Origin of the sequence: Lentibacter sp. XHP0401 (assembly GCF_025751535.1) — a bacterium.
GTDB lineage: Bacteria > Pseudomonadota > Alphaproteobacteria > Rhodobacterales > Rhodobacteraceae > Lentibacter.
In genome coordinates, this window is the sequence record NZ_JAOWLC010000001.1 from 415087 (window position 1) to 433915 (window position 18829).

19 protein-coding genes are annotated in these 18829 nt (G+C 57.7%); 8 read left to right on the forward strand and 11 right to left on the reverse strand.

The window, feature by feature from the left end:
- Positions 1 to 39 precede the first annotated feature (39 nt).
- The 4 genes from OE750_RS02185 to OE750_RS02200 form a co-directional block, all read right to left on the reverse strand.
- Positions 40 to 1224, reverse strand: coding sequence for an acetate/propionate family kinase (locus OE750_RS02185; RefSeq protein WP_263760883.1), 1185 nt, complete (start codon positions 1222 to 1224; stop codon positions 40 to 42).
- The gene (locus OE750_RS02190) at positions 1221 to 2618 is read right to left on the reverse strand and encodes a bifunctional enoyl-CoA hydratase/phosphate acetyltransferase (RefSeq protein ID WP_263760885.1); all 1398 of its coding nucleotides are present in this window, start codon (positions 2616 to 2618) and stop codon (positions 1221 to 1223) included. Before OE750_RS02190 ends, OE750_RS02185 begins: the two co-directional genes overlap by 4 nt.
- 70 nt (positions 2619 to 2688) lie before the next feature.
- Complete coding sequence (locus OE750_RS02195; protein WP_412176185.1) at positions 2689 to 4464, reverse strand: PHA/PHB synthase family protein; 1776 nt, start codon at positions 4462 to 4464, stop codon at positions 2689 to 2691.
- A gap of 102 nt (positions 4465 to 4566) precedes the next feature.
- Positions 4567 to 5304 (reverse strand): Crp/Fnr family transcriptional regulator, encoded by a 738-nt coding sequence (locus tag OE750_RS02200; RefSeq protein ID WP_263760886.1) that lies wholly within the window; start codon positions 5302 to 5304, stop codon positions 4567 to 4569.
- 375 nt (positions 5305 to 5679) lie between these two features.
- Here OE750_RS02200 and tig point away from each other — a divergent pair, with 375 nt between their 5' ends.
- Positions 5680 to 7014: a trigger factor gene (tig, locus tag OE750_RS02205; RefSeq protein ID WP_263760888.1), complete on the forward strand. Its 1335-nt coding sequence runs from the start codon at positions 5680 to 5682 to the stop codon at positions 7012 to 7014.
- 65 nt (positions 7015 to 7079) lie between these two features.
- On the opposite strand, the gene OE750_RS02210 is transcribed toward tig, so the two are convergent.
- The 5 genes from OE750_RS02210 to rpsF all read right to left on the reverse strand — a co-directional run bounded on the left by OE750_RS02210 (position 7080) and on the right by rpsF (position 10114).
- On the reverse strand, positions 7080 to 7571 hold the full coding sequence (locus OE750_RS02210; RefSeq protein WP_263760890.1) for a lytic transglycosylase domain-containing protein: 492 nt from the start codon (positions 7569 to 7571) through the stop codon (positions 7080 to 7082).
- Positions 7572 to 7669: 98 nt separating this feature from the next.
- Entirely contained in the window at positions 7670 to 8755 is a 1086-nt protein-coding gene (locus OE750_RS02215) for a PLP-dependent transferase (protein WP_263760892.1), read from the reverse strand.
- Between the two features lie 117 nt (positions 8756 to 8872).
- Entirely contained in the window at positions 8873 to 9508 is a 636-nt protein-coding gene (gene rplI, locus OE750_RS02220) for a 50S ribosomal protein L9 (RefSeq protein WP_263760894.1), read from the reverse strand.
- 11 nt (positions 9509 to 9519) lie between these two features.
- Positions 9520 to 9747, reverse strand: coding sequence for a 30S ribosomal protein S18 (rpsR, locus tag OE750_RS02225; RefSeq protein ID WP_026756163.1), 228 nt, complete (start codon positions 9745 to 9747; stop codon positions 9520 to 9522).
- A gap of 16 nt (positions 9748 to 9763) precedes the next feature.
- Positions 9764 to 10114, reverse strand: coding sequence for a 30S ribosomal protein S6 (gene rpsF, locus OE750_RS02230; RefSeq protein WP_263760898.1), 351 nt, complete (start codon positions 10112 to 10114; stop codon positions 9764 to 9766).
- Positions 10115 to 10445: 331 nt separating this feature from the next.
- On the opposite strand from rpsF, the gene OE750_RS02235 reads away from it, so the two are divergent.
- The 7 genes from OE750_RS02235 (at position 10446) to OE750_RS02265 (ending at position 16782) form a co-directional block, all read left to right on the forward strand.
- Positions 10446 to 10979, forward strand: coding sequence for a hypothetical protein (locus OE750_RS02235; protein WP_263760900.1), 534 nt, complete (start codon positions 10446 to 10448; stop codon positions 10977 to 10979).
- Positions 10980 to 11090: 111 nt separating this feature from the next.
- Positions 11091 to 12035 (forward strand): ACP S-malonyltransferase, encoded by a 945-nt coding sequence (fabD, locus tag OE750_RS02240; RefSeq protein WP_263760902.1) that lies wholly within the window; start codon positions 11091 to 11093, stop codon positions 12033 to 12035.
- A 14-nt stretch (positions 12036 to 12049) separates the two neighbouring features.
- A complete protein-coding gene (gene fabG, locus OE750_RS02245; RefSeq protein WP_263760904.1) occupies positions 12050 to 12787 on the forward strand; it encodes a 3-oxoacyl-[acyl-carrier-protein] reductase in 738 nt (245 codons plus the stop codon).
- A gap of 242 nt (positions 12788 to 13029) precedes the next feature.
- Complete coding sequence (locus OE750_RS02250) at positions 13030 to 13263, forward strand: acyl carrier protein (RefSeq protein ID WP_089890617.1); 234 nt, start codon at positions 13030 to 13032, stop codon at positions 13261 to 13263.
- Positions 13264 to 13481: 218 nt separating this feature from the next.
- Positions 13482 to 14744 carry a beta-ketoacyl-ACP synthase II gene (fabF, locus tag OE750_RS02255; RefSeq protein WP_263760909.1) on the forward strand — a complete coding sequence of 421 codons (1263 nt, stop codon included), beginning with the start codon at positions 13482 to 13484 and terminating at the stop codon, positions 14742 to 14744.
- Between the two features lie 4 nt (positions 14745 to 14748).
- A complete protein-coding gene (gene mltG / locus OE750_RS02260) occupies positions 14749 to 15903 on the forward strand; it encodes an endolytic transglycosylase MltG (protein WP_263760910.1) in 1155 nt (384 codons plus the stop codon).
- A 294-nt stretch (positions 15904 to 16197) separates the two neighbouring features.
- Positions 16198 to 16782, forward strand: coding sequence for an HNH endonuclease (locus OE750_RS02265; protein ID WP_263761202.1), 585 nt, complete (start codon positions 16198 to 16200; stop codon positions 16780 to 16782).
- 80 nt (positions 16783 to 16862) lie between these two features.
- Here OE750_RS02265 and OE750_RS02270 read toward each other — a convergent pair whose 3' ends face one another.
- Both OE750_RS02270 and OE750_RS02275 read right to left on the reverse strand, forming a co-directional pair.
- A complete protein-coding gene (locus OE750_RS02270) occupies positions 16863 to 17390 on the reverse strand; it encodes a bactofilin family protein (RefSeq protein WP_263760912.1) in 528 nt (175 codons plus the stop codon).
- The gene (locus OE750_RS02275) at positions 17380 to 18714 is read right to left on the reverse strand and encodes a M23 family metallopeptidase (RefSeq protein WP_263760914.1); all 1335 of its coding nucleotides are present in this window, start codon (positions 18712 to 18714) and stop codon (positions 17380 to 17382) included. Before OE750_RS02275 ends, OE750_RS02270 begins: the two co-directional genes overlap by 11 nt.
- Positions 18715 to 18829 lie beyond the last annotated feature (115 nt).

Below are 18829 nucleotides of genomic sequence, written 5' to 3' on the forward strand. Positions count from 1 at the left end.
CCGAACAGGGGGGCGTTGGAAGCGCTTGAGATTTGCAGATCAAGCGATCAGCGCGCGACTGGCATCGGCGACAACACGTTCTTCATTGGTGGGAATCACCAAAACCCTCAGCTTTGAAGAGGCTGCACTTATAGTGCTTTGGCCAGCCTCGTTTGCCGCGTCATCCAGAACAATACCGAGCCACGCCAGCTGCTCGCAAATCAGCTTGCGCACAAGCGCCGAGTTTTCGCCTATACCCGCAGTGAAGACCAAAGCATCAAGCCCACCGATCGCGGGCAAAAGCCCCGCGAGGCTGCTGGCGGCACGGTAACAGAAAAGCGCGATGGCCTCCTTGGCGTGCGGGCTGTCACTGGCTTGCAAAACCTGCATGTCATTGCTTAGCTCGGAAACTCCGAGCAGCCCTGATTGTTTGTAAAGCAATTCAGCAACCTCATTGGCGCTCATCCCCTTTTCCTGCATGAGGTAAAGCACAACCCCCGGGTCCAGTGCCCCGCAGCGGCGGCCCATCATGAGACCGTCAAGTGCCGTAAAGCCCATGGTGGTGGCCCTGCTTTTGCGATCCTTCATGGCGCACATGCTGGAGCCATTGCCCAGATGCGCCACAATAACACGGCCATCGGCCTGCACACCGAGGTGCTCGGGTAGCGCACCGGCGATGTAGTCATACGACAGCCCGTGAAAGCCGTAGCGCAAAATACCCTCATCGCTCAGATCGCGGGGCAGGGCGAAAAGCTGCGCCAGCCTGTCCTGCGTGCGGTGAAAGCTCGTGTCAAAGCAGGCAATCTGCGGTGTATCAGGCTGCCACTTTGCAACCGCGCGGATGGCGGCAACATTGTGTGGCTGGTGCAACGGTGCGAGCGGCTCAAGGCCCGCAAGACGGGTGATCACTTCGGGGGTCACGCGTGTTGGCCCTGCATAATACTGGCCGCCATGGACAACCCTGTGGCCCACGGCAAGCAGCGGCACATCGCCAAGCTGCGCCGCCAGCCATGGCAGCAAAAGCGCGATCACGGCTTCATGGTCACTTGCCGCGCCAAGCGCTCCGAGAGCGCCTGCATCGAGCGGAACGCCCGTGGCGTCTTTTGCGGAGAAGGCCGGCACTCCGCCGCCAAGCCCTGCTATGAGGCCTTTGAGGCGCGGTTCCAAAGCCGTTTCGCCGCCGTCAAAGACGGCAAACTTGAGGCTCGACGACCCCGCGTTGAAGGTGAGAAATGCGCTGTTCATGAGGGGATTCCAGCAGATTTGTAATGCACAAACAACTGTGCCATGGCCGTTGATGCCAGACGTGAGAGAACGCCGTCGGCGCGGCTGGTCAGCACAATCGGAATGCGTGCGCCAAGCACAAGCCCCGCCGCATCGGCCCCCGCAAGATAGATAAGCTGTTTGGCGATCATATTGCCGGCCTCAAGATCGGGGACAATCAGGATATCGGCCTGCCCGGCCACCTCGGATTGAATGCCCTTGGCTTTGGCGGCGGCCATGGAGACGGCGTTGTCAAAGGCAAGTGGGCCGTCAAGCACCCCGCCGGTGATCTGGCCGCGCTCGGCCATTTTACACAGCGCTGCAGCGTCAAGGGTTGAGGGGATGCTCGGAGTCACCGTTTCGACAGCCGACACGATGGCGACCTTTGGAGTTTCGACACCCAAGGCAATCGCAAGCTCGATGGCGTTTTGCACGATGTCGGCTTTGGTTTTCAGATCGGGTGCAATGTTGATGGCCGCATCAGAGATGAAGAGCGGCTTGGGGTAATGCGGCACATCGAGCACAAACACATGGGTCATCCGCCGCTCGGTGCGCAGGCCTGTGGCCTTGTCCACGATCGGGCCAAGAAGCTCGTCGGTATGGAGCTTGCCCTTCATGATCATCCCGACCTTGCCTGCGCGCGCGAGGGCCACGGCCTCGTCGGCAGCCGCATGGCTGTGAGCCACATCCACAATTTCGACACCTGCCAAGCTACGTCCGATCTCGGCGGCAGCGGCTTCGATCTTGGCTTTCGGGCCGATGAGAACCGGCACAATCATGTCCTGCGCTGCGGCTTCAAGCGCGCCTTCCAGCGAAACACCATCGCAAGGGTGCACAACGGCGGTCCGCACGGGGGGCAGGGGCTTTGTTGCGGCGATCAGCTCGTTAAACCGCGCGGCACGCTCGTGCAGGTGCACCTCGGGAAGGGCCACTCGCGGGCGTCGAACCTTCTCGTTAGGCGCAACAACCACGGCTGTGCCTTCAATCACGGTTTCACCGTTCTGGTTGGTGCAAAGGCAGGCCAGCGTGACAAGGTTTTGCGCGGCGTCCTTGTCTGTGACTGTCACGCGGATGGTCACCGTATCGCCCAGCCCGACAGCCCTACAAAAGCTGAGTGACTGGTTGCGATAGATCGTTCCCGGCCCGGGCAGCTCAGTGCCCAACACGGCCGAGATCAGCGCACCGCCCCACATGCCATGGGCGATGATTTTGTGGAACATATCCGAACTGGCATAATTTTCATCGACATGGGTGGGGTTCACATCGCCCGACATGACAGCAAACAGTTCGATGTCCTCAAGCTTGAGTGTGCGTGTCAGATCGGCGCTATCGCCGGTTTTGATTTCATCAAACGTGCGGTTTTCAATATATTGCATCAATGCTTGCCTTGTAATTATGCAGCCCCAAGCACCGGAAAATCCGGTGTGTCAAAATCAGGATATCCGCTTATTCATGAAAGACATAGGTTCCCGGTGCGTCACATAGCGGGAGATAGTCTTTTGAGCCAATCACGGGAGGCGCAACAGGCGCGCTCGACATATCGCCCAGCCATTTGGCAAGCTCGGACCACCACGACCCTTCATGCGTATTTGTTTCTTCCATCCAGCGCTCGGGGGCGATGTAGGGTGCATCCTTTGCTTTGCAACTTATGCGATAGTGGCGGTGTGGGTGTCCTGGCTCGGAAACAATACCTGCGTTATGCCCGCCGTTTGTGAGAACAAAGCTGACATCGGTGTCGGACAGCAGGTTGAACTTGTAGACAGACTGCCACGGCGCGACATGGTCGCGCTCGGTTCCCACGATAAACACAGGCGCGCGGATATCGGAAATCGCAACGGGCTGGCCCGCAACCTTATAGCGCCCCTCGGCCAGATCATTGTTGAGAAACAACTGCCGCAGGTATTCGGAGTGCATCCTGTAAGGCATCCGAGTTGCATCGGCATTCCATGCCATGAGGTCGTTCATTTCTGTGCGCTCGCCCATGAGGTAGTCGTGGACGATCCGCGACCAGACCAGATCATTTGAGCGTAAAAGCTGGAACGCGCCCGCCATCTGCTTGGTGTCGAGATAGCCTTTGTCCCACATCATATCTTCAAGATAGGCAAGCTGGCTGTCGTTGATAAACAGTGTCAACTCGCCCGCTTCGGTGAAATCAACCTGCGCGGCCAGCAGCGTCAGGCTTTTCAGCCGCGTGTCCTTGTTGCGTGCCATGCTGGCCGCTGCGATTGAGAGCAGCGTGCCGCCAAGGCAATAGCCAACTGTATGGATTTTCTGCCCGCCTGTTATGCTGTCGACGGCATCGACTGCGTCCATCACGCCATGCGAGAGGTAATCCTCCATGCCGAGGTCACGGTCTTCGGCATCAGGGTTGCGCCACGAGACCATAAACACCGTGAAGCCCTGCGATGTCAGATATCGCACGAAAGAGTTTCCAGCGCTCAGATCAAGGATGTAATATTTCATGATCCATGCCGGCACGATCAGGATCGGCTCGGGGCGCACTGTATCGGTTGTCGGGGCGTATTGGATCAGCTCGATCAGGTGGTTGCGATAAACTACTTTGCCCTCGGAGGTGGCCATGTTTTTCCCGACAACAAAATCTTCGGTTCCGGCGGGTCGTTTGCCGGCATTCGCGCGGGCGGTGTCCTCGACAAAGTTCTGCCAGCCGCGCCAGAGGTTCATGCCGCCTTCATGCACGGTTTTGGCTATCACCTCGGGGTTGGTAAAAGCGTAGTTCGAGGGCGAGAACACATCAAGGATCTGACGCGCGGTGAAGGTGACAACATCTTCGTGCTGCTTGGTGACGCCCTCAACCCCCGTGGTGGCATTGTGCCACCATTGCTGGTTGAGCAAAAAGGCCTGCGACATGGCGTTGAACGGCCAGTTTTGCCAAGCCTCGCCGCGAAAACGCTTGTCTTGGGGCAGGGGGGTGATGCAGGTTTCATCGGTGTCGGGGTTGCCCGCACACAGCGCTGTATAGCTGCCAAAACGCGCTGCTTTCCTGAAAGCCTTTTCCACAAGCTCAAGCTGCTTGCCGGGGGTGGAAGACAAATGCAGCGCCCAATCCGAGCAGGCCGCCGCCAAGGCGATGGGCGATAAGCCCCCTGTAAACCGCGCTTGAGCGGCTTTCAGGCTCTTGTCGAGCGCCTGTTCCATGCCGGTGTGTGCCTGCGGCACGGCCTCGCTGCTGAATATTTTGTAAAATGGGGTCACGTTTGTCATAGCCAGTCTTTGTATAAAAACAATTCTGTCTCTCAACCCCTATCCCGCGAGAGGCGACACCGGAATGATCTGTATCAATCATCTGCGTGGCTGCGGTTCCACTTAGACGATTGTCAAAATCTGTGCGGGCAATACCTGCTCCGTCTGGCCGATCTTCGGGGTATCGGGCAGGATACGGTATTTCTCTGCTCCGATCAGGTCAATCCGGCCGGCGGCTTTCAGCTCTGAAAACGCGCGACTGACCGTTTCGACAGACAGTCCGAGATGATCGGCAATATCGCGGCGGCACATCGGAAGCGCGACAAATCCGTGGCTTGTGCGTGTGTTGGCGAAATCGGAGAGAAACAGCATCACCCGCTCGGAAGCCTTGCTGGTAACCAATGAAAAAAGCTGCTTTTCGCGTTTTTCGAGCTGGCGGCAAAGATAGGCGCGAAACTCGTGTCTCAGGGAGGCATCCACTGCAAGTGCCTGCTCCACACGCGTGCGCGCGACAGATTTCAGGATCACATGATCTGTGGCTTCCGCCGTGAAATGCCATGTTTCAATGTCGGTGACCCCGACAAACTCGCCTTTTGTGGCAAAGCTGAAAATCTGGCGGTCGCCCTCGGCGCTCAGGGTGCAGCAACGCACCGTGCCTGAAACAATCAGGTATACGGCATCCGCAGGGGTTCCGTGCAGGGCAATGATACTATCGGGCTGGTAGTGTGTTTCAAAGGCGCATTCGCTGAATATCGCCCTGAGAGTGGGGTATCTGTCGCCGCTTTCATTTCGCACAGTATTTCGAACTGTCGCGCGTCCTGAAACGGGTGCTGCTCTGTTCGGTCCGATTTGCATTGCCATACCCCCAGTGCCCGGCTTGTCAGCAATATACTGCACTCGCAAAGCGCAGCGGAGCCTTACGCAGACAAATGGTGTGACCGCGTTACTGCGGATCCGCCTCCGATCAACCTTGACGTGCAGCCGCATGAAAGGGAAGTGGCACACTGCAAATTTCGCCATTATAGGCCATTTTCCGCGGAGCGCGTGCAGCCTACGGGGCGCAATCGGGCGTGGCTTGCGAGAAAGCCAACCGCGCTTTGCGCATCAGGGGGGCTGAAACTGCGCCAATCCCCTTGCATCATGGTCGCGCGCCCCCTAGAAGAACGCTGATTTAGCCGGTGTGAAAGCGCTGGCCCGTACGCCCATACACAACGCCGATATACAAAGGACGACAAAATGCAGGTCACCGAGACCCTGAACGAAGGCCTAAAACGCGCCTATTCCATCAAGCTCACAGCCGCTGAACTTGACACAAAAGTCGATGAAAAGCTCAAAGAAGCGCAACCCGACATCGAGATGAAGGGCTTTCGCAAAGGCAAAGTTCCTATGGCGCTCTTGAAAAAGCAGTTTGGCGACAAGGTTATGGGCGAAGCCATGCAAGAAAGCATCGACGGCGCCATGAAGGAGCATTTTGATGCTTCCGGTGATCGCCCCGCGATGCAGCCAAAAGTCGAAATGGTCGATGGTGACAAATGGAAAGAGGGCGACGATGTCGAAATTTCGATGTCTTACGAAGCTCTTCCAGAGATTCCTGAAGTTGATCTCAAAGGCATCAAGCTTGAGCGCATGGTCGTAAAAGCGGGTGACGCAGAAGTTGAAGAAGCGCTGAAATCGCTTGCCGAAACAGCTCAGAACTTTGAATCACGCAAAAAAGGCTCGAAGTCCAAAGACGGCGACCAGGTCGTGATCGACTTCCTCGGCAAAGTTGACGGCGTGGCCTTTGACGGCGGCGCGGCAGAGGACTACCCGCTCGTGCTTGGCTCAAACAGCTTCATCCCGGGCTTTGAAGAGCAGCTTGTCGGCGTGAAAGCAGGCGATGAGAAAAACGTGGAAGTGAACTTCCCCGATGAGTATCAGGCCGAGAACCTTGCAGGTAAAGCCGCCGTGTTTGAATGCAAAATCAAAGACGTAAAAGAGCCTAAGGCCGCCGAGCTTAACGACGAATTGGCGACAAAGTTCGGCGCAGAAGATCTGGCCGCTCTCAAGGGCCAGATTGGCGAGCGCCTTGAGGCTGAGTATGCGGGTGCAGCACGGGCCGTTATGAAGCGTGGTCTGCTTGATGAACTCGACAAACTCGTAAGCTTTGATCTGCCACCCTCCCTGCTTGATGCAGAGGCGGGCCAGATTGCCCACCAGCTTTGGCACGATGAAAACCCTGATGTCGAGGGCCACGATCACCCCGAAATCACGCCAACAGACGAGCACATCAAACTCGCCGCGCGCCGCGTGCGCCTTGGCCTTCTGCTGGCCGAGCTCGGCCAGAAGGCCGAAGTTCAGGTGACAGACGCCGAAATGACACAAGCGATCATGAATCAGGCGCGCCAGTATCCTGGCCAGGAGCGTCAGTTCTTTGAATTTGTTCAGCAAAACCAGCAAATGCAGCAGCAGCTTCGCGCGCCGCTGTTTGAAGACAAAGTCATCGACTATGCCTTCGAGCTTGCCGCTGTGAGTGAAAAAGAAGTCAGCAAAGATGATCTGCAAAAAGCTGTTGATGCGCTCGACGACGAGTAAGCACACCACTTAAGACACGAAAGGCCGCTCCAATCAGGGCGGCCTTTTGCGTTCCGAGGGCCGCTTCAAGCGGGTCGCAGGCCCGTTTCGACAAGCATTCCGCGCCGCTTGGCCTCGTAATAATAGCCGCGCGCATACCAACTGATGGCTGTGTCGATATCACCGTCCGACAAAAGCCATGCCCCGCGCAGATATTTGCCGGCATATTTCAGGTTGGTTTCCGCATCCAGCAAGCTCGCAGGCGGGCCCTTGTGGCCCATGCTGCGGGCCGTTGCGGGCAGGATTTGCAAAAGCCCGTAATAAGGCCCGTTGCGGGCAGCGGGGTTATGCGTGCTTTCACGAATGGCGAGTTTGTGGACAAGCTTGCGGGGCAGTTCGTAGTGATCCGCATATTGGTTGATCAAGGCGCGCAACTCTGGCGTCTCATTCCGGTAAAGTGGCGGTTCGTTTCTCGCGAGGGCGGCTGGCGTTTCGGTCGCCTGTGGCGCATTGCCACAGGCCGAGAGAACGAGGCTTGAAAGAAGCATTTGAAGAGCAACGCGGCGGTTCGGGGTCATGACAATGCCTGTTAACTGTTAAACTGGCTGTGATGTAACCGTTCTTAAAGCCGCATAGCCAGCGCACAGACTCTTCATGCGCGTGAAGACGCCGATTTCTAAAGCTTGCCAAGCGCTGTTTTGATTGAGCCAACAAGAGCCTCTGTCGGCTCGATGCCGAAACTGAGGCGCAAGAAGCCCTCAGGCACAGCATCCCCCCAACGTGCGCGCCTGTCTCCGGACGAGTGCAGCCCGCCAAAACTTGTCGTTTGTGTAAAGCCCGCATGGGATAGAAAGCTGTCGGCGGCTGCCGAGCTTGCAAATGTCGCGCCGATGAGAAAGCCCTGATCAAGGGCTTGCGCATGCGAGGCGGGGTAGATCACGCTCTGCACGGCCGCACTTGCCTTAAGCAACGGAAGAACCGCGCGGGCGTTCTCGCACATGCGCGAGAGGCGGATTTCAACGGTTTCAAGCCCGCGCAACAGCAACCAGGCTTCGTGTGGCGCAGGGATATTGCCGGTAAGGTTCCGCACCGAAAGCAGCCGCTCCATATAGGCCGCGTCACGGCTTGCAACATGGCCCATGAGCAGGTCGGTATGACCGGCCATTGCCTTGGTATCCGAGACAATCACAATATCGGCGCCAAGGTCGAGCGGCTGTTGCAAGAGCGGCGTGCAAACCGTGTTGTCGACCACAAGCTTTGCCCCCGCCGCGTGGCAACGGGTGGAAAGGGCTGCGATATCAATAATATCAAGGCCCGGATTGGAAGGTGTTTCAACAACCACAGCGGCAATCCCTGCAAGATCGGCCTCAAGAATATCGGCGGCAGGACATGTCACGAGCTTAAGGCCGAATGGCGCCATGATATCGGACACAAGGTTGCGCGCGGCGTAATAGCCATCCGAAAGCATGAGCACCGTGTCACCCGCTTTGAGCAGCGCCATGAACGCGGCGGAGTAAGCCCCCATGCCTGACGGAAAGAGCAGGCAGGGTGCAGCTTCGAGCGCGGCAAGACGTGCCTCGGTAGCCTCGATTGTAGGGTTGGTAAAGCGCGCATAAGTGCGGCGCGCATCGGGGTTGTGCGGCAAAGAAAAGGCTGATGACAGAACCAGTGGCTCTGGCACAGGGTCACCCGCCTCAAGTGCTTCGGTGCGGGTGTGGAGCATGGCCAGAAGGCGCGACTGGATCGGATCGGGGAGGGACATGGAGTAGCCTTTTGTGCAGGGATTCGGCGCAAACTATAAGCGCTTCATCGGCACGGGCCATGAAAAAAGCCGCGCTCCTTGTGGGGCGCGGCTTTCATTTTTGGCAAAAGGAAGCTTTTAGCTCTCTTCGCTTGTTTCTTCATCGTTTTCGTCAACATCAACGCCGGCAGCTTCTGCCAGATCGTCATCGTCATTTGCCGCAGCACCGATATCGTCAAACAGCTCGGCGATTTCGAACTCTGCTTCGGCTTCCGCTTCGGCGGCGAGTTCCTGGATCGACTTGCCTGAGGCTTGCAGCTCGGCTTCTTCGGGCGAGCGGGCCACGTTGATTTCGATGGTCGCGCTCACTTCCGGGTGCAGACGCACGAACATGTTGTGCACACCGAGATATTTGATCGGCGCTTCAACAGAAACCTGTTTGCGGTCAATCGAGAAGCCAGCTTCGGTCGCTGCTTCGGCTGCGTCACGTGGCGTGACCGAACCGTAAAGCGAACCACCGTCAGACGCCTGACGAATCACGACGAACTGCTGTCCATCAAGACGGCCCGCCATATCTTCGGCTTCTTTTTTGGTTTCGAGGTTCTGCGCTTCAAGCTGTGCTTTTTGCGCTTCAAAACCGGCGATGTTGGCTTGTGAAGCGGTCAGCGCTTTCTTCTGTGGCAGAAGGAAGTTGCGCGCATAGCCTGCTTTCACATCTACAACGTCGCCCATCTGGCCAAGCTTGGCCACGCGTTCGAGAAGGATAACTTGCATTGTCTCTCTCCTTATTTCACGGCGTAAGGCAGCAGGGCGAGGAAGCGGGCGCGTTTGATGGCACGGGCCAGTTCGCGTTGCTTCTTGGCCGATACGGCGGTGATACGTGAGGGCACGATTTTGCCACGCTCGGAAATGTAGCGCTGGAGCAACTTCGTATCTTTGTAATCAATCTTCGGCGCGTTATCCCCTGAGAAAGGGCAAACTTTGCGACGGCGGAAAAATGGTTTCGTAGCCATGGTTTACATTCCTTTCTTAAGCTGGACGGCGCTCGCGGCGCTCTTCACGTTTTTGCATTTGGGCCGAGGGGCCTTCTTCGTGGGCATCAACCTTGATGGTCAGGATGCGCATCACGTCGTCATGCAGGCGCATAAGGCGTTCCATCTCCATAACAGCAGTCGCAGGTGCGTCTGTACGGAGGTAGGCGTAGTGGCCCTTGCGGTTTTTGTTGATCTTGTAGGCCATGGTTTTCACGCCCCAGTACTCGCTTTCGGAGACTGAGCCTCCGTTGTCCGCGAGGACGGTGCTGAAATGTTCGACAAGGCCTTCGGCTTGCGTGTTGGACAAGTCCTGACGCATGATGAAAACATGCTCATAGAGCGGCATGTGCTATTCCTTCGTTTGGTGCGCATTTCATAGGAGGGTCATGAAAGCCTTCTGCGACCCATCCACGAGAGCTGCGCGGTTTACTTTTATACAGAAGACCAGTGCGCTTAACCCGATTTGCGCGGGTGGGCAAGTATCAATCCCGCCACACGGCACGTAATCCGCTCTGAAAGTCCGGTTGCACCGTCAGCTTGCCTTATTTCGCCCATATTCGGGGGAGTGGTGCCTCAAACTTTCCTCTTTTGCCGCAAGGTTTTGCCCCAAGCTTAAGTCAAACTTGTCTCAAATCAGATGTCACGGGCGCAAAATAGTGCTGGATCGGGAGAAAGACATGACAATGCAAAGCGCAATCACAAAGACAGCAATCGCTCCGGCAGCCATCGCACAAACACACGCCCGCTCGGCAGCAGCCACAAGTGATCAACACGCCTTGCAGGCCCTCCCGCCGCTTCGTCTGTTTCACGTTTTCGCAGGCTGCGTTCTCTTTCTTGCGGCCCTCGGCCTTTGGGCGGTTCCGGGGTCAAGCTGGGATCAGACAGCGCAGCTCATCAAGCTTTTCATGACAGCCGTTGCCATAGTGTCAGGCCTTGCGTTGATGGCACCTATTCGCCGCTGCTACCCTGAAGTCACGCTTGATCCACGCTCCGAGCGCCTGCAAGTGATCGAGCGCAACGATTTTGGCCGCATCTCCAAAAAAACCACATATGCCTATGATGACCTGAGCGAAGTTGATGTCCGCGATGGTGTGTTTATCGCCCGCGATCATCACGGTCGCGCGGTGGTCGAGCTTCCGCTCGGCACGCAGGTTGAAGAACTCGACGCTTTGCGCGCAGCCCTCGGTCCAAGCTTCGCACGCACGGCATAAACCTCAAATCTCCATTGTTTTCCAAGGCCAGCACCTCCCGCGCTGGCCTTTTTCGTTGCGGGCGCGCCTCGCTTCGGGCTATTTGCTCTCAACAACAATGAGGGGGGCAAGATGAGCCGCGCATTCGTATTTCCAGGGCAGGGTGCCCAAACCATCGGCATGGGCCGCGCTTTGGCTGAGGCCTATCCAGCCGCAAAAGCTGTGTTTGATGAAGTTGACGAAGCTCTCGGTGAAAAGCTGAGCGCGCTCATCTGGGAGGGCGAGATCGAAGCCCTCACGCTCACGCAAAATGCCCAGCCAGCCCTTATGGCCACTTCGCTCGCCGCCCTGCGCGCGCTTGAGGCTGAAGGTGTGAAAATCACGGATGCCAAGCTTGTGGCCGGTCATTCGCTTGGCGAATATTCCGCCCTTGCCGCCGCCGGCGCGCTCAGTGTCGCCGATACGGCCCGCTTGCTGCGCATCCGAGGCCGCGCCATGCAAGAGGCTGTGCCCGTTGGCGTCGGCGCGATGGCAGCGCTTCTGGGGCTTGATTTTGCCACGGCACAGAGTGTTGCCGCAGAGGCTGCGCAGGGCGAAGTCTGCCAAGCCGCCAATGATAATGATCCAAGTCAGGTTGTCGTGTCGGGGCACAAAGCGGCTGTCGAGCGCGCGGTCGAGCTGGCCAAAGCCGCAGGCGCCAAGCGGGCGATGCTTCTGCCCGTGAGTGCCCCGTTTCATTGCGCGCTAATGGAGCCTGCCGCACAGGTCATGGCCGAAGCGCTCGAAGCGGTCGAGATTATCGCCCCCGCCGTGCCGCTCGTTGCCAATGTGCGCGCCGAAGCGGTGACAGACCCTGCCATGATCCGTGCGCTTCTGGTCGAGCAGGTTACAGGCTCGGTGCGCTGGCGCGAGAGTGTGCTCTACATGGGGGCAGAGCAAGGTATCAGCGAGATATGGGAAATCGGCGCAGGCAAGGCTCTTTCGGGGATGGTGCGCCGCATCAACAAAGAGATCACCTGCCGCAATGTCGGAACCCCTGAAGACGTAACGGCAGCACTTGAAGCGCTCAACGGCTAATAAAGGAATAGAACATGTTTGATCTGACAGGAAAATGCGCGCTCATCACAGGTGCGTCCGGCGGAATCGGCGGAGCCATCGCCAAAGCGCTGCACGGGGCAGGGGCCACTGTCGCGCTTTCGGGCACGCGCGAAGAGCCGCTCAAGGCGCTGGCTGCCGAGCTTGGCGCGCGGGCGCATGTGCTGCCGTGCAACCTTTCTGACGGCGCGGCGGTCGATGCGCTCCCCAAACAGGCGATCGAGGCTATGGGCGCGCTTGATATTCTCGTAAATAACGCGGGAATCACCCGTGACCAGCTTTTCATGCGCATGTCCGATGACGAATGGCAGAGCGTTCTGGATGTGAACCTCACCTCAACAATGCGCCTCTGCCGCGGTGTTATGCGCCCGATGATGAAAGCCCGCTGGGGCCGTATCATAAACATCAGCTCGATCGTTGGTGCCACGGGCAATCCGGGTCAGGCCAACTATGCGGCTTCCAAGGCAGGCATGGTCGGAATGACCAAATCTATCGCCTATGAGGTTGCCAGCCGTGGCATCACCGCCAACGCGATTGCGCCGGGTTTCATCGCGACAGCGATGACCGACAAACTCACGGATGATCAGAAAGACAAGATCAACACGCAAATTCCCGCGGCCCGCATGGGCCAGCCTGAAGAGATCGCGGCTGCCGTGCTTTACCTTGCCAGCAATGAGGCGGGCTATGTCACGGGCGCGACTTTGCATGTCAACGGCGGCATGGCGATGCTGTAAATTTCAGCGCAATGTCGTTCCTGCTCTTGTAAAGGAAATGGCGTTCGCTAATTTGGACAAAGCATTTGCCAATCCGTCGGCGTATGCTATAGGCCACCGAGATTTCCGGATGTTCACCTAACCGTGAGCACTCGGGCCCTCCCGTAGGGGGGACGAACCGCCCCTCGGGGCATTTCAAACCGCCTGCCCTGTGGGGCATGGGCAAAACCCGGGCCAAGAGCCCAATTAATGAGGATGAACACATGAGCGACGTTGCAGACCGCGTAAAGAAAATCGTTGTCGAACACCTTGGTGTGGAAGAAGATAAAGTTGTGGAAAACGCATCTTTCATCGACGATCTGGGCGCAGACAGCCTTGATACCGTTGAACTGGTTATGGCATTTGAAGAAGAGTTCGGCATCGAAATTCCCGATGACGCAGCTGAAACCATCCAAACTTTCGGCGATGCGGTTAAGTTCATCAAAGAAGCTGCATAAGCTTGAAGCTTTGGCCCTTTGGCCGGCTTGATATGTTTTCAAAACGGCCTGCCTCTGGCGGGCCGTTTTTTTGTAGCGGCCTTGTGAATAATCCGCGCATGTCGCTTTGCACACGCGGTTTTCGGCCCTTGCTCCGCCTTTCCGGGACATGGACGGGCTTGCCCAAGGCCCCCAAGCCGCGCTAAGAGCAGCAAAGAGTTTCAAAAGGGGGCGGATATATGCGTCGTGTGGTTGTAACAGGTCTGGGTCTGGTCACGCCGGTTGGCGGCGGGGTCGATGACAGCTGGAAGAATATTCTGGCAGGCAAATCGGGCGCAGCCCGTATCACCCAGTTTGACCCCGAACGCGTCACCACAAAATACGCCTGCGAAGTAAAGCACGGCGACGGCACAGACGGCACATTCAACGCTGACGACTGGATGGAGCCCAAAGAGCGCCGCAAGGTTGACGACTTTATCCTCTACGGCGTCGCCGCCGCCGCCCAGGCTGTGGCTGACGCAGACTGGACACCCGAAGACGAGGAAAGCCGCCTGCGCACGGGCGTTATGATCGGATCTGGCATTGGTGGCCTCAAGTCGATTGAGGCGACAACATTGCTCATGGCTGAAAAAGGCCCGCGCCGTGTTTCGCCTTTCTTCATCCCGGGCGCTTTGATCAACCTTATTTCCGGTCAGGTTGGCATCCGCTATGGCTTCAAAGGGCCTAACCATGCGGTTGTGACGGCCTGTTCCACAGGTGCACACGCCATTGGTGATGCCTCGCGCCTCATCCAGCATGGTGATGCAGATGTGATGGTTGCAGGTGGCGCGGAAGCGGCGATCTGCGAAATCGGAATCGCGGGCTTCAACGCCTGCAAAGCGCTCTCCACGGGCTATGATGACGACCCCACAAAAGCCTCTCGCCCATGGGATAAAGACCGCGACGGTTTTGTCATGGGCGAGGGTGCTGGTGTTGTTGTGCTTGAAGAATACGAGCACGCCAAAGCACGCGGCGCGAAAATCTATGCCGAAGTGGCGGGTTACGGCCTCTCGGGTGATGCCTATCACATCACAGCCCCGCCCCCCGACCATGAGGGCGCCGAGCGCGCGATGCGTGCGGCTTGCGTCAACGCGGGCATCGACCCGACAGAGATTGATTATGTCAACGCCCACGGCACCTCGACCATGGCCGACACCATCGAACTGGGCGCTGTCGAGCGGATGATGGGGCCGGAGGCCTCGGCCAAGCTTTCCATGTCGTCCACAAAGTCGATGACAGGCCACCTTCTGGGCGCGGCTGGCGCAATCGAGGCGATCTTCTCGATCCTTGCGATCCGTGACCAGATCGCGCCCCCCACGATCAACCTTGATACCATCGACTGTGAAACAACCGTTGATCTCTGCGCCAACGAGGCGCGCAAGCGCAAAATCGATATCGCCCTCACCAACAGCTTCGGCTTTGGCGGCACAAATGCCTCGGTTGTCTTTCGGAAGGTAGAATAAGCTCATGTGGCGGCACATTGCGTCCAACGCGCTGACGATGCTCATCGTCGCGGTCTTTCTTGTCGGCGGACTGATCCTTTGGGGTCAGAATGAATATTCTGCCCAAGGTCCGCTCGATGAGCAAATCTGCTTGCGTGTCGAGAGGGGCAGCAATGTGGGTATCGTGTCGGAAAACCTCGAAAAACAGGGGGCAATCAGTTCGGGGATGCTCCTGCGTATTGGTATGGATTACACCGACCTTGCCGGCCAGCTCAAGGCCGGCAGCTATCTGGTTCCGCCCAAATCTTCCCCTAAAGAAATCGCCGATATTATTACCCGTGGCGGCGCAAGCACCTGCGGCACAGAAATTGTCTACCGCATCGGCGTGACCCAGCTTTCAAACCTTGTGCGCGAGCTTGACCCTGCCACAAGCGAATACATTGAAAAAGCCAAGTTTGACCCCGCCACCGAAGAGGCGCCAGCCGAATACATCGCCGTGCGTGAGCGACCCGACACGCGCGTCCGCATCGCCATTGCCGAGGGTGTGACCAGCTGGCAGATCGTCGAAGGCCTCAAGCGAATATCGCTTCTCGAAGGCGAAATTGCCGAAGTGCCTGCCGAGGGTAGCCTTGCTCCACAAAGCTATGAAGTCCGCAAAGGCGACAAGCGTGAAGAACTGCTGGTCGAAATGGCAGCGCGTCAGGAACGCATTCTGGCTGAGGCTTGGGAAAACCGCGTTGACGGCCTGCCTGTGAACAGCCCCGAGGAGGCGCTCATCCTCGCCTCGCTGATCGAAAAAGAAACAGGCGTAGCTGAAGAGCGCCGCCAGGTTGCCAGTGTTTTCGTGAACCGCCTGCGTCAGGGCATGAAGCTGCAAACCGACCCGACAGTGATCTACGGGATCACCAACGGGCAGGGCGTGCTGGGCCGTGGCCTGCGCCGCTCCGAGCTGCGCGCCGAAACGCCCTATAACACCTATGTGATTGATGCGTTGCCACCCACGCCCATTGCCAACCCGGGCCGCGCGAGCATCGAAGCGGCGCTTGATCCTGACAGCACCGACTACATCTTCTTTGTGGCCGATGGCACAGGCGGACACGCTTTCGCTGTGACACTTGATGAGCACAATGCCAATGTCGCCCGCTGGCGCGAAATAGAAGCAGAGCGCGCCACCGATTGAGACCTGTGAGGGCGTGCGATTCTTCTGCCTGAAAAGGGCTTAGGGCAGGGGTTTTTCTTTAAAATTGTCGTGCAAATGCGGACAAGCTCTCGCATCTCCGCTTAATGCCGTAGAAAAATCAATCAATTAGCGCCATTTTTTCCCCGTCACAGCGCTGTCATATCTGCCTGCTTTGCTGCACTTATCAAGTGTCATCAAGGCGCTTGCCCGAAACGGACCACGATATATAGTGGTTCTTGCAAGCGGGGCGGCCACATCTGCGCTAAGCCCCGCATGGAGCAGAGAAACGGTAAGATGGACGGACACTTCAGGACAGACTTTGTGCGTAACCCGGCCGCACTCAAGCAGAACCCGGCCTTGGTGCTTAACGCCGATTACAGACCACTCTCTTATTACCCGCTGTCGCTTTGGCCATGGCAGGAAGCGGTCAAGGCCGCATGGCTCGACCGCGTCGATATCATCGCCGAGTATGAGGAGGTTGTCCGCAGCCCCTCAACGGTGATCAGGATCCCCTCCGTTGTGGTTCTCAAAGATTATGTCAAACCTCAAAAGCGCGTGGCCTTCACGCGCTTTAATTTATTTCTGAGGGACGAATTCTGCTGCCAATACTGCGGGGCCAAGGGCGATCTTACATTTGACCATGTGGTTCCGCGCGCCGCAGGCGGCGTGACAAGCTGGCAGAATGTGGTTGCCGCCTGTTCGCCTTGCAACCTGCGCAAAGGCTCCAAGAGCCTGCGACAGGCGGGGCTTCACCTGCGCAAGCCACCGCGCCCGCCCGCCAGCGAAGAGCTGCGCAATATAGGCCGCAAATTCCCGCCAAACCACCTGCATGAAAGTTGGATGGACTATCTGTATTGGGATGCCGAGCTGGAAGCCTGAGGCTCGGAGCAGGGCCGCAAAAGAAAAAGCACCGCAGTTTCCTGCGATGCTCATGATAAACCAGAGATATAAAAGAGCGCTTAGGACGCGTCTTTAGGGGCTGCCGGTGACGCTTGGGCGGGGCCGCCTTTGGCGCCAGAGTTGAGCGGATCATCCTGGCGCTGCACAGAACCTTCAAAATGCGCACCGCTTTCGATGGCGATGGTTTTGTGGATGATATCGCCTTCAACGCGCGCTGTTGACGTGAGGCGCACCTTCAGACCGCGCACACGGCCTACGATACGACCGTTCACAACCACATCATCTGCAATCACCTCGCCTTTAACCGTTGCGCCTTCGCCGACTGTGAGCAAATGCGCGCGGATGTCGCCTTCAATCGTGCCTTCAACCTGAATGTCGCCCGTTGTGCGCAGGTTGCCTGTCACATGGAGGTCGGATGACAATACAGAGGCAGGCGGCTTGGCTTTAGGAGCCGAGGCCTTGAACTCGCTGCCGCCGGGCATGGCTGGCTTGTGTGGGGCAGCGGGTGCACCCTTGTCAGCGCTCGAAGCAGGGGTTGTGCTGTCGGCTTTGGGGCCAGGTTCATTGATTTTGCTTTTAGAAAACATCGTTAGCTGCCTTGATATAGATCATTGGGTTCACGGCTTGCCCGCCAACACGAACTTCATAGTGCAAGTGAGGGCCGGTCACACGTCCAGAGGCTCCCATATCACCAATTCGTTGCCCGCGCGAGACCCTTTGTCCAACTTTCACGCGAATTTGGTTCTGGTGGGCGTAGCGTGTCTCGATGCCGAACTCGTGCTGGATCTTCACAAGACGGCCATAGCCCGAGCTCCAGCCCGCATGTGTGACAACGCCATCAGCCGTAGCATAAAGCGGTGTCCCCACAGGGCCGGCAAAGTCCACGCCTTTGTGCAGGCGGCGTCCGCCTGTTTTCGGGTCGCGGCGGTAGCCAAAGGGCGAGGTGAAGCGGTAGCCCGCTTTGACAGGGTTTGCAAAGGGCGCTTTGGCGGCGGCAAGGCGGTACATGTTCAAGCGGTCAAGCTCGCTGATAATACGGTTGGCGCGGCGCTCTGCTGAGGAGGGCTCTTCTCCGCGGGTCGAAAACGACAAAGGCGTGAGTGCGCCGCCTTGGCCGGAATAGCCGCGACGCACCTGTTTGAGTAACGAGTCTGTGCTCATGCCAGCCGCGCGGAACATACGGTCGAGCGGCTTCACAGAAACGGTCATCGCCTCTTCAAGCTGCCGGAAAATCTGGTCGTTCTGGTCTTTCATCAGCGCAATACGCTCTTCCAGCACAATCGCCTGATCCAGCGCATATTGTGCATCGGCGACAACCTTGTCTCGTTCGGCGGCCGTTTCGGCCAGCGCCTGAGTGATCAGCCCCAAAGCGTTGCTGTTGCTCGAGTTCATACCGGCCAGTTGCACTGTGCCGCCGTTTTCGGTTGCAGTGGTAATTGCCGTGAGCTGTGCGCGTGCCGCGTCACGTTCGTTCATCGCCGAGCGGAGAGTGGTCTGGATAATCTCGATACCGGTTTCCATCTCGCGGCGGCGGGTTTCCGAGGCCAGAAGCTCCGATTGCATCCGCGAAATCTGCTGCAAAGCCGAGTTGAAACGCTCTTGCGCAGCCAGCGCCTCTTCAGCGCGCACATCGCGTTGCTCGGAGATAAAGTTCAGCCGCGCCTGATAGGTCTGCTGGTCACGCTTGGCTTGCTCGCGAAAGTTGCCCGCGCCAATGCTGTCCATCAAAAGGATCGCTGTTGCAATGATCGACCAGGCAACAACCGCAGCGGCACCCAGAAAGGCAAACAGCTGTACGAAAGGGCGCAAACGGATGAAGCGGGTGTCTTTATCTGATCTCAGAAAGACGCGACGTTCCGGAAAATAGCGTTCCAAAAACGAGTCGATACGGATTGCAAGCTGTGTGCGCAACGATAAGTTCCTCGGCCGTTTCAATCAATGGGCGGCAAGAGCATTGAGTGAACGCTGCCGCTACCAGACGGCGCATCCCCCAACAGCCACCTCAGAGGTGATTAGCGTCCTGTTA

What these genes read in the sequence shown, in the direction of transcription:
- OE750_RS02185 (WP_263760883.1), bottom strand. Translation starts at nt 1,224, where the DNA reads ATGAACAGCGCATTTCTCACCTTCAACGCGGGGTCGTCGAGCCTCAAG.
- OE750_RS02190 (WP_263760885.1), bottom strand. Translation starts at nt 2,618, where the DNA reads ATGCAATATATTGAAAACCGCACGTTTGATGAAATCAAAACCGGCGAT.
- OE750_RS02195 (WP_412176185.1), bottom strand. Translation starts at nt 4,464, where the DNA reads ATGACAAACGTGACCCCATTTTACAAAATATTCAGCAGCGAGGCCGTG.
- OE750_RS02200 (WP_263760886.1), bottom strand. Translation starts at nt 5,304, where the DNA reads ATGGCAATGCAAATCGGACCGAACAGAGCAGCACCCGTTTCAGGACGC.
- tig (WP_263760888.1), top strand. Translation starts at nt 5,680, where the DNA reads ATGCAGGTCACCGAGACCCTGAACGAAGGCCTAAAACGCGCCTATTCC.
- OE750_RS02210 (WP_263760890.1), bottom strand. Translation starts at nt 7,571, where the DNA reads ATGACCCCGAACCGCCGCGTTGCTCTTCAAATGCTTCTTTCAAGCCTC.
- OE750_RS02215 (WP_263760892.1), bottom strand. Translation starts at nt 8,755, where the DNA reads ATGTCCCTCCCCGATCCGATCCAGTCGCGCCTTCTGGCCATGCTCCAC.
- rplI (WP_263760894.1), bottom strand. Translation starts at nt 9,508, where the DNA reads ATGCAAGTTATCCTTCTCGAACGCGTGGCCAAGCTTGGCCAGATGGGC.
- rpsR (WP_026756163.1), bottom strand. Translation starts at nt 9,747, where the DNA reads ATGGCTACGAAACCATTTTTCCGCCGTCGCAAAGTTTGCCCTTTCTCA.
- rpsF (WP_263760898.1), bottom strand. Translation starts at nt 10,114, where the DNA reads ATGCCGCTCTATGAGCATGTTTTCATCATGCGTCAGGACTTGTCCAAC.
- OE750_RS02235 (WP_263760900.1), top strand. Translation starts at nt 10,446, where the DNA reads ATGACAATGCAAAGCGCAATCACAAAGACAGCAATCGCTCCGGCAGCC.
- fabD (WP_263760902.1), top strand. Translation starts at nt 11,091, where the DNA reads ATGAGCCGCGCATTCGTATTTCCAGGGCAGGGTGCCCAAACCATCGGC.
- fabG (WP_263760904.1), top strand. Translation starts at nt 12,050, where the DNA reads ATGTTTGATCTGACAGGAAAATGCGCGCTCATCACAGGTGCGTCCGGC.
- OE750_RS02250 (WP_089890617.1), top strand. Translation starts at nt 13,030, where the DNA reads ATGAGCGACGTTGCAGACCGCGTAAAGAAAATCGTTGTCGAACACCTT.
- fabF (WP_263760909.1), top strand. Translation starts at nt 13,482, where the DNA reads ATGCGTCGTGTGGTTGTAACAGGTCTGGGTCTGGTCACGCCGGTTGGC.
- mltG (WP_263760910.1), top strand. Translation starts at nt 14,749, where the DNA reads ATGTGGCGGCACATTGCGTCCAACGCGCTGACGATGCTCATCGTCGCG.
- OE750_RS02265 (WP_263761202.1), top strand. Translation starts at nt 16,198, where the DNA reads ATGGACGGACACTTCAGGACAGACTTTGTGCGTAACCCGGCCGCACTC.
- OE750_RS02270 (WP_263760912.1), bottom strand. Translation starts at nt 17,390, where the DNA reads ATGTTTTCTAAAAGCAAAATCAATGAACCTGGCCCCAAAGCCGACAGC.